We start from the raw sequence: 12,959 nt of genomic DNA, 5'->3' as shown, positions 1-12,959 counted from the left end.
TTTCAGTCTTTCTTTTGCAATATACAATTCCTCTGTTAATAAGATTTACCTACTTCCTGTTATATAATAGCACCGACAATAATCAGAACAATTTAGTTTTTTTTACGAATGGATTTTTTATATAGCCAATATTAATAATAGCCACAAAACAGCCAGTCCGTGGCTGTTACCCTTTGATATCTGCTGATCAGCCTGTTTTTGCTTGTAAGTTTGTCATCTTCATGATTGTCTCCGGGCCAAAAACAAAATTGTCCGGGAACGGGCGTATGAATGCTCGTAAACCTGGCTCCGGCTGATAAAGATAAATACGAATAAAGTTGTTCAATCGGAGCAATGTAAGCCGCATGCTTCCGTTGAATTTAATCTCCATGTCAAAATAGTTATTTACGCATTGTTCCTGGATTCAGTCTGGTTTTCATAACAAAAGGGTTCTCTCCTGTCCCGACATTATAAACTGTAAGAAAAAGATTTATTGCTTAGTTGACGAATTCCATGCACAGTCCGATCGGATTTAGAGAACTGCACCCGATCAAAAAAGGTAGAGTCGGAACTGAGAAAAACTATCAGTCGCACCGAATCGGGTTTGAGTCGCACCGAAATGGGAGAAAGCCGCACCGAATGCAGCTGAACTTGCACCGAAACGTTAAACAGCCTGTTTCAGGAATGTGTATCGGTCAACATACCTCGTTTATCGGTCGGCACAGCAACTTTATCGGTCAGCGCACCTCGTTTATCGATCGGCGCAGCAACTTTATCGGTCAGCGCACCTCGTTTATCGGTCGGCACAGCAACTTTATCGGTCGGCGCACCCCGTCTATCGGTCGGCGCAGTAACTTTATCGGTTGTTGTGCCCCAATGGCGCCGGAACCACCTCCTAATCCGGCTGAATCAGTGTAGCAAAAATTCGATATTCCATATTTTCACAGCCTTTCACTTCATTCCTATTGATGCCGCACAGTGCGACGCTACTGCGCAACACCGCCTGTCCTGAATAAGCAGCAAAGGCTTTATTTGCATGCTTTCGCCGAGCCATAAGTGCAGACAAGGCCCTGCGCATGCCTAACAGGCGCAGTACTCGTAATCATCGGCCGCTTATACAACCAAAAGCAAAATAAAGCGGGCCGGTGCCGCCTCAGAACCGGCATCAGTCCGCTATAAACATAGAAATTAAAAATTATTTCAACGTGCGCTAATTGTACTGACGGATCATTGAGCTTTGCGGGACGGCTGCACGGTGTCCTCATGATTTCCCCAGTTCAGTTTCTCGCGCGCGAAACGGCGAATATACGGGATGACCCAGTAATCCCCGCCGATTTTGCCGCTATTGAAGCCGCTGTACAGCAAAATCGATCCGAGCAAGATGTAGAGCGGGTTGACTGAAACCGTGCCGCCAAACAGATAGATAAAATTCAGGAACAGAGCAAAGAAGGTAGCCGCCGTCGTCAGGACGCCGATGATTAATCCGATTCCGATCAGAAATTCACCCCAGGACACAAGAAAACTGAACAATTGCGCATGAGGCAGCGCAATGTTTTTGATGAATCCGTTATAGACCGGATACAAAACCGTTTTCTCAGGACTAAGAACAGGATTCTTAAGGATGCCTTGCATAAATCCCGCTGCACTGAATGGGCTTTCATTTCCCCACAGCTTAGCAAATCCGTCAAGAAGCCATTCGTAGCCAAGATACAGACGGATCAGCAGCAGAACAATAGATGCATACTTATTCGTTCTTAACCAATGTACCATAATTAGTTCACTCCTCAGCATAGTCTGCAATTTTGCGGCAATCGCGGCTTCGTTAAAGCGGATTATCCAAAATTGCTTTCCATGGAATGTAATTATTACGAACTTAATTATAGTGTCGTTCCTTCAAACAAAATAGCCTCAAAACATTTCTTCTTTAAAATGTCACGCACGTTTCGTTTAAATTTCACAAAAGGGTAACAGATTGTTCAACAGATCGTGGAAGGAAGCCTGAGTGTGCAGGCCAAAAAAGGGGAAAGCAGCTGGATGGAAGGGAAGCACCTTAATATTTCTTCAGTTCCACTTGCAGGATTCTGTCAAGAAATTTCTTAATAATCCTCAATTCATCCGCAGAAAATTCTAATAGCATGTCCTCCAGACGGGCATCTTTTATTTTATGCAGCCCTTCGTGAACCGTGGAGACCTCATTGCCGCGCGCCGTTGCCCGATAGACGCGCCCTCTCTTATCATTCATTTCCTGTGCAATGTCCACCAGTTTTTCCTCTTTGAGCCGATTCGTAATTTTCGAAAGTGTGCCCGGCAGAATGTTCAAGGCGCAGCAGATGGATTTGCCATTGGTGTCCGGGTGCGTATAAATATAAGCAAGCACATGCATATGCAGCGTCGTCAGCCGGGGCCATTTAAAAGAAACATGCTCCGCCATCCACCGTTTTTCTTTATCACTGTCGCTGTCTAAATTAAGCAGCTGATAATAGGTCTCTATTATTTCCATCAGGTTTTGATCATTTTTCATAGTCACAGAATCCCCAAAGTAAAAATATTCATTCAGGCAAGGAACGCTCAACAAAGTACTTTTTGCTTTATTTGCAGTATATCATATGGGTACCCGTCCATGGCTGAAACACCCGAAAAATTTGTAAATATTGCTTAAACGGGAAGCGTAAAATCCGGTAACGCTTAAGATTGAACTCGTCGCGAATTTTCACCCCTGAAAAACCAGAAAAAGCCGCGTCCGGTGCGGCAGAATCAAGGTACAGGGCCGTGCGGGCAGCGAACCGTTTTAGCAAGCCCGCCTCGCCGGTAAACATTCGGAACAGACACCGGCGTGATCGACGCCTTCTCCCGGCGGCTCCTCGCCTAGTTCCTCCGGCAGCTCCGCTCGCGCATCTTAAGTGAACGGCCGTACTGCTGGTCGCCTGCTCAGAAATGCTGAATGAAAAAGATCCCCGCCACCATCAGAATCATTCCGACAACACGCATCACGTTAACCCGACGTTTCGGAACATGGAACCATCCGAAGTGATCGATAATCAATGCGATGACCATCTGGCCGCAGAAAGTCAGCACGACGGTGAGCGCAGCACCGACGACAGGCAGGAGAAATATATTTGCCGATACAAAAATAGCGCCTAATAATCCGCCGATCCAAATCCATTTCGGACTCTTCGAGATGATTTCCTTTCCTTTGCGGATCACATCTTTGCGGAATAATCGGCGCCGTTCCAGAATAGAGATCAAAAGAATCAGCACAATCGTTCCCACAAAAAAAGAATTGAACGCCGCGGCAAGCGGTGCGTGAATCGCGTCTCTCAGTTCCGCATTAATCGATGTCTGAACAGGCGACAGCGTCCCTGCCAGTACTCCCAAAAACATAAAGAGCAAGATATGAACGGACGATGTTTTTTTTCTCACAAGACAGACTCCCTAATCATCAGAATCTTTCCACCACAAAAACGCCGGCCAACATGAGCAAAATACCCAGAAGCCTCGGACCGTTCAACTCATGAACCGGAACACGGAACCAGCCGAATTGATCAATGGCAAGCGCCATGATCATTTGGCCCAGCAAGGTTACAACGACCGTTAATGCCGAACCCAGATGCGGCAGCAAAAGGATGTTCGCAGTCAAATAGACAACGCCGATGCATCCGCCCCCGATAAGCATCCATAAAGGAAGGGAAAAAAGGCGCGCGCCCTCGGAAAAAAAATACGGTTCGGCGATTAAAGAAACGATGAACAGGAAAACCATACCGACAAAGAACGAGACAGCCGATGAAATAAACGGAGATTTTAATCGTAAACCAAGCCGTGAATTAATCGATGTTTGAAGCGGAATGACCATCCCGGCAAAAAGGCCGAAAAGCAATAATAAAATCAACATCAGCAGTCAATACTCCTTGTGAACCAATGATTGGAAATCTTACTTTTAAAATTATTTGGACCCTGTATTTCTCCCCAAGCCCTCCGTCTTCAGGCGGACAGAGCCGTGCATTTCTTATCGAAATACCGGGCCGATTCCATCCAGCTACATGAATAATGAAACACATCTGCTGAGCAGTTCTTATGAAGATAATTTTAAAAACAACAATACACACTACTCATCGCACAAACCGCCGAGTGCGACTCACCGGCAAGTCGATCGCTTCATAAGCAGCCTTAAATATAAGACCTTCCATTTAATCCGCATTCAGCTTGATAACCTCAAAGGGACGGGACATATCCGAACCATCCCCGCCAATACTGATTCATGCTGCCATATTTCAGAACGGTACGTAATACCCCGAATACTAGCACAAATAATCGAGGTTGGGAATTGATGATTTTGCTGCGCCGTTCAAACGACTGCGTCATCATTGATGAATGTTACCTCAAAAGAGGCGGCTCGTATACATGGTTTCATGCATCTGAGTCGTCTCTTCTTAACTTCGGTTCCGGGACTGAAAGTCGAGCCTCGTTCCCGTCCTGTCTAACTTAATAATTATAAAATATCGGAAGAAAACCGTCCGCTTCTACATGACCAATATTAAATAATCCGAAATGCGAAGGCACCATCGATTCATGATACCCCTTCGGTCTTTGCCCGTCCATGAATCACTAAACAGCGTTCTTAGATCCTTATAAAAAAAGGCAAAAAAATATGATATATCTTTTATCTATATGAATAATAGACCCTATTCCGGAGCCTGCCTAATTGATATCGTGCATACTGGATATAGTTAAAACGCATAGCTTGTAAAAGAGGATGTTATGACCGGCTTTGAACAAATACGATATTTTCTGGAAAACTGTCTGCTTAACAAGGAGTGTTTTCAATTCTGTTTCCGTGCGTCCTTCGATAAGATCAAATCTGACCAGTGGCACGATTAAATTTCTCCCTTTTATCTGCGTCTCAATAGTGCCACAACATGATCATCACATTACCATTCTGACGGATCTTTTACCGGTTATTTATAAAAAGGAGAACAACGATCAACTGTACTCACGGGTTCCGGACAGATGAATAACGGCATCATCAAGCCTTTTCTCCGACATTTTTTTATTTTAAACGTCCGCAGAAGTCGATTTATTTATCCTCTGCTTCTTCTTCGGCAAGCGCCTGATATACATTAATATCGTGTTCCTTGCAATAAATAGCGTACTCATTCTTCAGCGGTGCCCCGGTAATCAGGGCATCAACGCGATCCAATTCCGCGTAAGTGAGCAATGTATACTTATCGAATTTTGAGTGATCGGCCAAAACGTATAGTACATGAGACTTTTTAACAATCTCTTTCTTGATCGAATACTCAAGTATATCCGTATTCGTTAATCCTCTCGAGATCGACAAACCTGTTGTAGCCATAAATGCTTTATCAATATTAAATTTCTCCAGCACGTCCCAACCATCTAAACCGATAAAAGAATTGGTGTCCCTTTTATAAACATTTCCGACAACAATAATACGAAGATTGGGCAGCTGGGACGCACTGTTGATAACATCCAGATTATTGGTCACAATCGTTGCATTCCGGGTAGAGGGAATAAACTCTACAATGTGACGCGTCGTCGTACCGGAATCGATAAAGACGATATCATTTTCTTCTATAAATTGCGCGGCGCAGCGCGATATCGCTATCTTTTCATTCTGATTGCTCGTATCGCGGTCCGAAAAAGGAATGAGCCCGGGATCTGCAATCGTAACACCGCCGTAGACTTTCTTAATCGTTCCCTTTTTCAGGATTGTATTTATATCTCTCCGGATTGTATTCTTGGAGACGTCAAAATGTTTGCACAATTCATCCAGCGTTACTGTTTCATGCCTGACAACATAATCCTCGATTTCCTGTAACCGTTTTGTTTTCATATAACCACCTATACAATTTAATCTATCTATGGTAAATATATCACTTATTATTTTATTAATCAAAATATATTCATTATATATCCATTTATATTATTAAAACTTTTGAAATGATAATAAAATCATTCATCCTTGTATGCAGGTATTCCCATTTTATTCGACTGAAATGGGAGTCCTCTCCGTCGGCCATAAAACAGACCCTAAGCCCTATGACAGGCCGGATCAAGAACTTCCATTTGAGAACATTGACTCTGAAGTCCGCTTTCCCGCCCATGAGTATCTATCTGTGACATGTTCCGGTATAAAGGAGAGCCCGGGACCGCGACATGCATGAAGCCCGTAAGGATTCAGATGAAAAAGTCGCTGAAAGGCTGGCACTGAAAAATGCCGGAATCAACTGCATGGATAAACTTGCAGCAGAAGTCCTATTTTTTTTATAAAAACCTCGAGGCCCGGGATATATACACTTTATGATATCATCTACAGTCATGCCTCCCACCTTTCACTGCGTGTCGAAAAATGGAAGAGTAAAATTAAGATTTCCCGGATGATTCGATTCATACAAAAAAGCCGCAATGTTGACATTTCTATCCTCTCATCGGCAGCGGACCTGGAAATGAACAAGCGGCTCTTCTTCTTATTTTTTATATGTGATGATTTGATTTTAATTTAACGAAAGAATACCGGCATTTTTTCAGGCTCTATCGTTTTTTTTCAATGGTTCCGAGCGCGGAGAACATATACGGCCGCTGCCGTAATATATGTCCCAAGACGAAGGGAGGGCAGGCCAGTCGAAATAGCTGATCGCGCCACCATCAACAATTCTGATCCGGCAAGTATCACAGTAATTGAAAAAAAACAATCGCTCAATTACTTACGGTTGAGGATCCATTCATGATCCGGATCATTGTGAAACTTCCAAATACGTGTCGGACCGGCCATTACATTTAAATAATACGATGTATAGCCGTCGGGCACGCCGACCGGGTGATAGCCTCTCGGCACTGCTACCACATCGCCGTTTTCAACTGCCATCGTTTCATCGAGGCTGCGGTCATCCGTGTAGACCCGTTGAAAAACAAAGCCCTGTTTCGGATTGATCTCATGGTAATAGCTTTCTTCCAGGAAAGATTCCTGCGGCAGATTGTCCTGATCATGTTTATGCGGCGGATAGCTTGAAAAATTGCCTGGTTCTGTATACACTTCTACGACAAGCAGGCTGTTTGCCGAAGGGTCATTATCGGGAAGAATATTTTGTACAAGACGTTTATTATTATATTTACCGCGCCGCTCAATTGAATTATCTTTGGCTGTAATCAGCCGCGTAGGCAGCTGCTTTTCCGAAGGAGAGTAGCACAGAGCCAGATGGCAATCGCTATCCGCCGTTACGCTGAATGTCTTATCATTTGTAATATACACGCTGTCTGTCGGTATTTTATCAAATACAGATTGCCGTTTGCCGATTCCGAAAAAAGTCCGGCGGCCGTCGTTCACGGTTGCCCGGCCGGTCAGGACAACGATACATACTTCTTTTTTATCCAATTTTTCTTCATACCGGGCGTTTTTCTTTAAATCAAGCAATTTGAATGAAACATATCTGAGCTCGGAGTTTGTCTCATTGACATCCTGAATCAGAGTGACACCCGGCGCCAATTCTTTTGACGAAGGTTTATACTGCAATTTCCCCACAGTTAAGACTCCCTTTTATTTATGATTTTTTCAGCCGTAAATAAAAATGCAAAAATAGTGTACGCGTTTTCATTTAACACCCATTTGACTGCTTACATGCTTACAGGATGATAGAAATGCCATTAATCCTCATCTTAGTGCAGAAATATTATTATATGTTGAATATATCTTGATTATATTTATATCTTATTCTAGCCTATTCAAAATATCAAGAGATTTAAATCAAAAAGCAGATAAATTCATTCGGGGCAAAAACGTCTTTGAAGAGGCGGTTCACCTGATTTTCGGGTTCCCGTCCCACAAAGCACACTTGATACAATCAATAGTTATCAAATATCAATCACAAAATGACCATTAATTGCTTTTTTCTGGTACTATTAATGGGCGGTTGCGTTATAAAGTTATGAATCATTCCATGGATTCCGGAGGCATTCTTAATGATGAAAACGAACACTCGGATGAATATTCTCATAAGCGGTCTTGCTTTAGCCATTTTTATGTCTTCACTTGATACCAGTGTCGTCAACATCGTTTTGCCAACATTGGTGAAAGCGTTTGACAGTACATTTTCAGAAGTTCGAAAGCCCCTGATTCAAAAAGGGGGCTGTACTCCTCCATGCTCGGACTTGGGCGTAATCTCGGACTGACCGTCGGTGCTTCGGTAATGAGTTCGCTGTTCGCCATGCTTGCTTATGCATACACGCCGGCAAAAGAGGCGATGAGCATGCCCCGCCCTTTAATCTTTGCCTATCATCAGATGTTCCTATTGCTCATCGCCATCACGGCTGTATCTTTTTTCATCCTTTGCGCAGGATTTTACAAAAAGCGGGGACGCGATTTCGAGAGCTCAAGAACGGAATAAGATTGCGGACCGCTCCTTGTGTCTAACGCCGGATCATCAAAAGACGGGGCGGATATCTTACTGACACGGCTGCTCCACACTCTGCGCCTATTCGGCTGTCCGGAAAACAGCATGATTCCGCAAGGGGGCATCTTGATCGGATCGCGCGTCTGATCTTAATGGATCAGCCGATCGGCTCAAGGGCCGGCAAGCATGAAAAGTAACGATTTGAGTAAAAAAATTTTAAAAGTGATAAACTGAACTTGAGTTTTCTACTATATTTTGGAGGCGAATTCTATGGCAGGTAAAAATATCGGCGTTCTGGTCGGCAGCCTGAGAAAAGATTCCTACAACAGGCTGGTGGCAAAAACATTAGCCCCTCTTTTCCCAAAAGATTATCACGTTAATTTTATTAAGTTGGACGATCTGTCTTTTTATAATCAGGATTTTGACGATGAAAACCGTGTACCCGAATCCTGGCAGACATTTCGCAAAACGATGCAATCAATCGACGCGGTGCTGTTTGTCACGCCTGAATATAATCGATCCGTTCCTGCCGTTTTAAAAAATGCGCTGGATGTTGGTTCCCGTCCGTACGGACAAAGTGTATGGGATAAAAAACCGGCTGCAATTGTCAGCGTGTCCATCGGCGGAATAAGCGGCTTCGGTGCGAACCATCATCTGCGCCAGTCTTTAACATTCCTCAATATGCCGACACTGCAGCAGCCGGAAGCCTATATCGGCCATGTCGCTTCATTAATTGATGAGAACGGAAAAATTACCAATGAAAACACGCTGAAATTCTTCCAGACAATCGTTGATGCTTTTGTAGAACTGATCAGGAGATATAATTAAGGCTAATCAACGGCTTGTATTATAAAACGGACCCCTGTGCTGTTCAAGGCACGGGGGTCCGTTTCTGTCCGGTTTCAAATAGTAAAGGAAAGTATTACAAAAAATGATCGCACAAAACCAATAATCACCTAATCGCCAGAACATAGCGAAACACACAGAAAATGATACAAAAATCCCCCTGGTCAGAGCTGTGCAGCCGCCAAAAGCAAACGAGGCAACGGAGGGGGGACGCGATTTCAGGAAAACATTAGTGACCTTCTTTAAAAAACAGGATGATGACAAGAATACAGGCAAATAGGATGATTGACCAGTTTACTTTTAATCTTAACAGCGACACAGCAATTGCAGCTGCTCCTATCCCCATTAACCGTGCGATCAATTTGGTTACTGCCGAGCGAGATCTGAACATAGACTTTCTCTCCCGTTTATGAGTCGTATTTGTACGATTGAGCGAGAATTTTCTTACACTGCATCATCACGGGCGTCCTGCAGCGATCTTTTTTCTCTAATCAAAATCAAAAGAAATTTACTGGTCTGATAGCCGAGCGAGCAGGCAAAAAAACCTCCGATACTGCTGATCATCAGATAAGAAAAAGCCAGCAGATAGCTTCCCGCCTGAAATAAATGAAAGGTTTCGAAGGCAAAGGTGGAAAAAGTCGTAAACGAGCCGACAAATCCGGTGCCGATGGCTGATACGACACGTGTCGATAATTGCGGCAGCCAGCTTAAAAAGCGCGTTACAAAAGCCAGCAAAAAACAGCCGAGCAGATTAATCAGCAATGTTGCCAGTGGAAAGGATTGTGAATGGATGAGTAATTCAAGCGAATATCTTGAAAGTGCACCTAGAATGCTAAAAACAACCAGTAAAATATAATACATAAATATCCTCCTCAGGCATGGCCTATTTACTTACAATCAACTGGACAGGTGTTGTAAAAATCGCCCCATTTTTAACCAATTTCCGCAGTCCGGACAATAATTCAGGCAGGTGATCGGCAGGGACAACGGTTTCAACGACAATCGGCGTTTTTTTACTGAATGAAAATATACTTTGTTTACGAATCACCCGGTCTCTGCCATAGCCGACCAATCCTTGAGTGACCGATGTCCAGCAAGCTTTTCTTTCTTGAAAAAAGCTCAGCACTTTTTCATATTCTTCTTTTCTGAACCATGAATTCTCTTCTTTCGTATAAACCTTGACGGTAAAATATTGATGTCCGTCCATGTCCTTTCCTTCCCCCCCCTTTTGTCAGACTCGCCTGATTCTGCCTGATAGGTTTTTATCCGGACGAAACTTTTAAATTTCTCTATCATCTGCCCTTGCGATGATAGATGCCCACTTGTTTCATGCCTGGATCTCCAAAATGTGGATAAATGAAAGCAAAGCGCTGATCAACAGTCGGTTCTGTGTCTGCGCGATCATTTAAAATCATTCTTTTGAGGCGGGGGCGCCCATCCCGGATCCCTCTGCCGAAAAAAATGCGGCAGCCGCTGCATTGATAAGAATTCAGCATCCGGACATTTTCTGATCGCCCGCCGGCAACAATCCTGAGCCGCTTATCATCTCAGGCACCTCCTCAAGTAAAAAAAGCACTTGTTGAATGTCTCAACGAGTGCCGACATACAAACCGATTATTTTTTAAAAGGAAAGGGAGTCATCACGGCGTCCTGCCCCAGTTCTTCCTCAATCCTTAGAAATTGATTATATTTAGCGATCCGTTCGGTCCGGGCCATGGCACCCGTTTTAATCTGCCCGGCTGCCAAGCCAACGGCAAAATCGGCAATGAAGGTATCTTCCGTTTCTCCGGAACGATGTGAGATCATCGTTGTATACCCTGCACGGCGTGCCATATTAATCGTTTCAATGGTTTCTGTCACGGTTCCGATTTGATTCAGTTTGATCAAAATCGAGTTTGCAATTTTCTTTTCGATTCCTTCCTTAAAAATAGCCGGATTCGTAACAAAAATGTCATCGCCGATTAATTGAACGCTCCCCCCCAGACGTTGTGTAAACGCGGGCCAATTTCCCCAGTCGTGTTCAGAGAGCCCGTCTTCAATGGAAACAATAGGATATCGCTGAATCAGATTTGCATAGTAGCCGATCATATCATCGGCACTTAAATGTTTGCCTTCAAAGTGATAGGTCCCATCTTTATAAAATTCGCTCGAGGCCGGGTCAATGGCTATCGCGATATCTTTTCCCGGCGTGTACCCGGCGGTTGTTATCGCTTCAATCAGCGTCTCAATTGCTGCCTCACTGGACTCGAGATGCGGTGCAAAACCGCCCTCATCTCCAACCGAAGTGGCGAGCCCCTTCTTCGCCAATATGCTCTTTAAAGTATGATACGTATCAGCGATGCTCTCAACACCTTCACGGAAATGATTGAAGCCAATCGGCGTGATCAGAAACTCCTGGATATCAATCCCCGAATCTGCGTGCTTGCCGCCGTTAATCACATTGAAAAAAGGACGGGGAAGCTGAATATCGATGCCTCCTAAATAACGGTAAAGCGGAATACCTTCTGATAATGCCGCGGCCCGGCAAACCGCCAGCGAGACGCCAAGCATGGCATTGGCGCCTAGTTTCTTTTTTGTTTTCGTTCCGTCAATCTGCAAAAGCAGCTGATCAATCTTTTTCTGATCAAACGGTGAATGGCCGATTATGGCGTCCTTAATGGTGCCATTTACATTCCCGACCGCCTGAAGAACGCCCTTGCCGCCCAGGCGCTTTCCGCCGTCTCGGAGCTCGACGGCTTCTTTATCGCCCGTTGACGCTCCGGACGGAACACTTGCACGTCCCAGTGTTCCGTCATTCAGGCGAATGTCCACTTCAACCGTTGGATTGCCTCTTGAATCGAAAATTTCCCTTGCCTTAACAGATTCAATTTTTGCAGTCATCACAATATCCTCCTTGAAAATAAAATAAAACGTCTACCTTAATCCTTCCCGGGAAGAACTTAAGGTAGACGTTATTAGCTGTTAGTATGAACAACACTTCACGGCGAACGCCATCGCCTCTTTATTTATGACGTCATTGTATCACAACGGCTGGAGAAAGCAAGTGCAATTAAATGAGACACTTCCGCACTGTATCTCTTCTCCCTCTTCATGCCCTGCGTCCCGGTGAGAAAGTTCCAGGCCTGGGAGCGGATACTGTCAGCTTCCCGCCTGTGCTGCGCTTATAGCAACTGTTCCATGATGTTAGCGCATGTTGCCTGCCCGCGGATATGTTGACTTCTGCCCAATGGGTCCGTGCATTCCTTTCTGCCTCCGGGGACTCCCCAAAAAACAAATTCTTAAAAATAAAAATGAGTATCCTCTCAACTCATGCATCCAGTCAAGCTGCGGCGTGGAAGCGCCGTCTATTCCTCTGAAAAGCGATCGGTTTGTACAAGCGGCGGTCTATGGCACTCTGAATTTTCATGCGAACAGCGATTCTTTCTTTTTTCGGGGCGATAAACTCATGACGGGGCGATACTCCGCCAGAATAGGGCGAATGGCGACCATTTTAGGGCGATTGTCCGCTGCTTTAGGGCGATTCTTTCTTTTTTCGGGGCGACAAACTCTTGACGGGGCGATACTCCGCCAGAATAGGGTGAATGGCGACCATTTTAGGGCGATTGTCCGCTGCTTTAGGGCGATTCTTTCTTTTTTCGGGGCGATAAACTCCTGACGGGGCGATACTCCGCCAGAATAGGGCGAATGGCGACCATTTTAGGGCGATTGTCCGCTGCTTTAGGGCGATTC

Annotated in this window: 15 protein-coding genes and 1 riboswitch; of the genes, 2 read left to right on the top strand and 13 right to left on the bottom strand. The window is 44.6% G+C overall.

Annotated elements, in window-relative coordinates; all coding sequences use genetic code 11:
• Nucleotides 1–657 precede the first annotated feature (657 nt).
• The 8 genes from Q6A92_RS00075 to iolB form a co-directional block, all read right to left on the bottom strand.
• The gene (locus Q6A92_RS00075) at nucleotides 658–786 is read right to left on the bottom strand and encodes a hypothetical protein (protein WP_332236627.1); all 129 of its coding nucleotides are present in this window, start codon (nucleotides 784–786) and stop codon (nucleotides 658–660) included.
• A 420-nt stretch (nucleotides 787–1,206) separates the two neighbouring features.
• Nucleotides 1,207–1,749: a DoxX family protein gene (locus Q6A92_RS00070; RefSeq protein WP_274401554.1), complete on the bottom strand. Its 543-nt coding sequence runs from the start codon at nucleotides 1,747–1,749 to the stop codon at nucleotides 1,207–1,209.
• A gap of 280 nt (nucleotides 1,750–2,029) precedes the next feature.
• Complete coding sequence (locus Q6A92_RS00065) at nucleotides 2,030–2,500, bottom strand: MarR family winged helix-turn-helix transcriptional regulator (protein WP_332236625.1); 471 nt, start codon at nucleotides 2,498–2,500, stop codon at nucleotides 2,030–2,032.
• Nucleotides 2,501–2,567: 67 nt separating this feature from the next.
• Entirely contained in the window at nucleotides 2,568–2,795 is a 228-nt protein-coding gene (locus tag Q6A92_RS00060; protein ID WP_332236624.1) for a hypothetical protein, read from the bottom strand.
• 112 nt (nucleotides 2,796–2,907) lie between these two features.
• A complete protein-coding gene (locus Q6A92_RS00055) occupies nucleotides 2,908–3,360 on the bottom strand; it encodes a DMT family transporter (RefSeq protein ID WP_274401642.1) in 453 nt (150 codons plus the stop codon).
• Between the two features lie 58 nt (nucleotides 3,361–3,418).
• Nucleotides 3,419–3,868: a DMT family transporter gene (locus Q6A92_RS00050; RefSeq protein WP_332236623.1), complete on the bottom strand. Its 450-nt coding sequence runs from the start codon at nucleotides 3,866–3,868 to the stop codon at nucleotides 3,419–3,421.
• 1,182 nt (nucleotides 3,869–5,050) lie between these two features.
• Nucleotides 5,051–5,830: a DeoR/GlpR family DNA-binding transcription regulator gene (locus Q6A92_RS00045; protein ID WP_274401551.1), complete on the bottom strand. Its 780-nt coding sequence runs from the start codon at nucleotides 5,828–5,830 to the stop codon at nucleotides 5,051–5,053.
• Between the two features lie 867 nt (nucleotides 5,831–6,697).
• Nucleotides 6,698–7,516: a 5-deoxy-glucuronate isomerase gene (iolB, locus tag Q6A92_RS00040; RefSeq protein ID WP_332236622.1), complete on the bottom strand. Its 819-nt coding sequence runs from the start codon at nucleotides 7,514–7,516 to the stop codon at nucleotides 6,698–6,700.
• 616 nt (nucleotides 7,517–8,132) lie between these two features.
• On the opposite strand from iolB, the gene Q6A92_RS00035 reads away from it, so the two are divergent.
• Together Q6A92_RS00035 and Q6A92_RS00030 are read left to right on the top strand one after the other, a co-directional pair.
• Nucleotides 8,133–8,378 carry a hypothetical protein gene (locus Q6A92_RS00035; protein WP_332236621.1) on the top strand — a complete coding sequence of 82 codons (246 nt, stop codon included), beginning with the start codon at nucleotides 8,133–8,135 and terminating at the stop codon, nucleotides 8,376–8,378.
• Nucleotides 8,379–8,654: 276 nt separating this feature from the next.
• Nucleotides 8,655–9,212 (top strand): NADPH-dependent FMN reductase, encoded by a 558-nt coding sequence (locus Q6A92_RS00030; protein ID WP_332236620.1) that lies wholly within the window; start codon nucleotides 8,655–8,657, stop codon nucleotides 9,210–9,212.
• 247 nt (nucleotides 9,213–9,459) lie between these two features.
• Here the strand turns inward: Q6A92_RS00030 and Q6A92_RS00025 are convergent, their stop codons facing one another.
• The 5 genes from Q6A92_RS00025 to Q6A92_RS00005 all read right to left on the bottom strand — a co-directional run.
• A complete protein-coding gene (locus Q6A92_RS00025; protein WP_274401547.1) occupies nucleotides 9,460–9,621 on the bottom strand; it encodes a hypothetical protein in 162 nt (53 codons plus the stop codon).
• A gap of 53 nt (nucleotides 9,622–9,674) precedes the next feature.
• Complete coding sequence (locus Q6A92_RS00020; protein WP_274401546.1) at nucleotides 9,675–10,091, bottom strand: fluoride efflux transporter FluC; 417 nt, start codon at nucleotides 10,089–10,091, stop codon at nucleotides 9,675–9,677.
• A gap of 22 nt (nucleotides 10,092–10,113) precedes the next feature.
• Entirely contained in the window at nucleotides 10,114–10,437 is a 324-nt protein-coding gene (locus Q6A92_RS00015; protein ID WP_274401545.1) for a DUF190 domain-containing protein, read from the bottom strand.
• Nucleotides 10,438–10,844: 407 nt separating this feature from the next.
• Entirely contained in the window at nucleotides 10,845–12,110 is a 1,266-nt protein-coding gene (gene eno / locus Q6A92_RS00010) for a phosphopyruvate hydratase (RefSeq protein WP_332236619.1), read from the bottom strand.
• A 58-nt stretch (nucleotides 12,111–12,168) separates the two neighbouring features.
• Nucleotides 12,169–12,237: riboswitch (Fluoride riboswitch) on the bottom strand.
• Between the two features lie 504 nt (nucleotides 12,238–12,741).
• The coding region (locus Q6A92_RS00005) for a hypothetical protein (protein WP_332236618.1) at nucleotides 12,742–12,959 on the bottom strand (218 nt) is incomplete at its 5' end.

Source organism: Sporolactobacillus sp. KGMB 08714 (assembly GCF_036598985.1).
Taxonomy (GTDB): Bacteria; Bacillota; Bacilli; order Bacillales; family Sporolactobacillaceae; genus Sporolactobacillus.
The sequence above is the reverse complement of the archived record's forward strand: the minus strand, read 5'-3'. Positions and strand labels throughout refer to the sequence as shown.

What these genes read in the sequence shown, in the direction of transcription:
- Q6A92_RS00070 (WP_274401554.1), bottom strand. Translation starts at nt 1,749, where the DNA reads ATGGTACATTGGTTAAGAACGAATAAGTATGCATCTATTGTTCTGCTG.
- Q6A92_RS00065 (WP_332236625.1), bottom strand. Translation starts at nt 2,500, where the DNA reads ATGAAAAATGATCAAAACCTGATGGAAATAATAGAGACCTATTATCAG.
- Q6A92_RS00060 (WP_332236624.1), bottom strand. Translation starts at nt 2,795, where the DNA reads ATGTTTACCGGCGAGGCGGGCTTGCTAAAACGGTTCGCTGCCCGCACG.
- Q6A92_RS00055 (WP_274401642.1), bottom strand. Translation starts at nt 3,360, where the DNA reads ATGTTTTTGGGAGTACTGGCAGGGACGCTGTCGCCTGTTCAGACATCG.
- Q6A92_RS00050 (WP_332236623.1), bottom strand. Translation starts at nt 3,868, where the DNA reads ATGTTGATTTTATTATTGCTTTTCGGCCTTTTTGCCGGGATGGTCATT.
- Q6A92_RS00045 (WP_274401551.1), bottom strand. Translation starts at nt 5,830, where the DNA reads ATGAAAACAAAACGGTTACAGGAAATCGAGGATTATGTTGTCAGGCAT.
- Q6A92_RS00035 (WP_332236621.1), top strand. Translation starts at nt 8,133, where the DNA reads ATGCTCGGACTTGGGCGTAATCTCGGACTGACCGTCGGTGCTTCGGTA.
- Q6A92_RS00030 (WP_332236620.1), top strand. Translation starts at nt 8,655, where the DNA reads ATGGCAGGTAAAAATATCGGCGTTCTGGTCGGCAGCCTGAGAAAAGAT.
- Q6A92_RS00025 (WP_274401547.1), bottom strand. Translation starts at nt 9,621, where the DNA reads ATGTTCAGATCTCGCTCGGCAGTAACCAAATTGATCGCACGGTTAATG.
- Q6A92_RS00020 (WP_274401546.1), bottom strand. Translation starts at nt 10,091, where the DNA reads ATGTATTATATTTTACTGGTTGTTTTTAGCATTCTAGGTGCACTTTCA.
- Q6A92_RS00015 (WP_274401545.1), bottom strand. Translation starts at nt 10,437, where the DNA reads ATGGACGGACATCAATATTTTACCGTCAAGGTTTATACGAAAGAAGAG.
- eno (WP_332236619.1), bottom strand. Translation starts at nt 12,110, where the DNA reads ATGACTGCAAAAATTGAATCTGTTAAGGCAAGGGAAATTTTCGATTCA.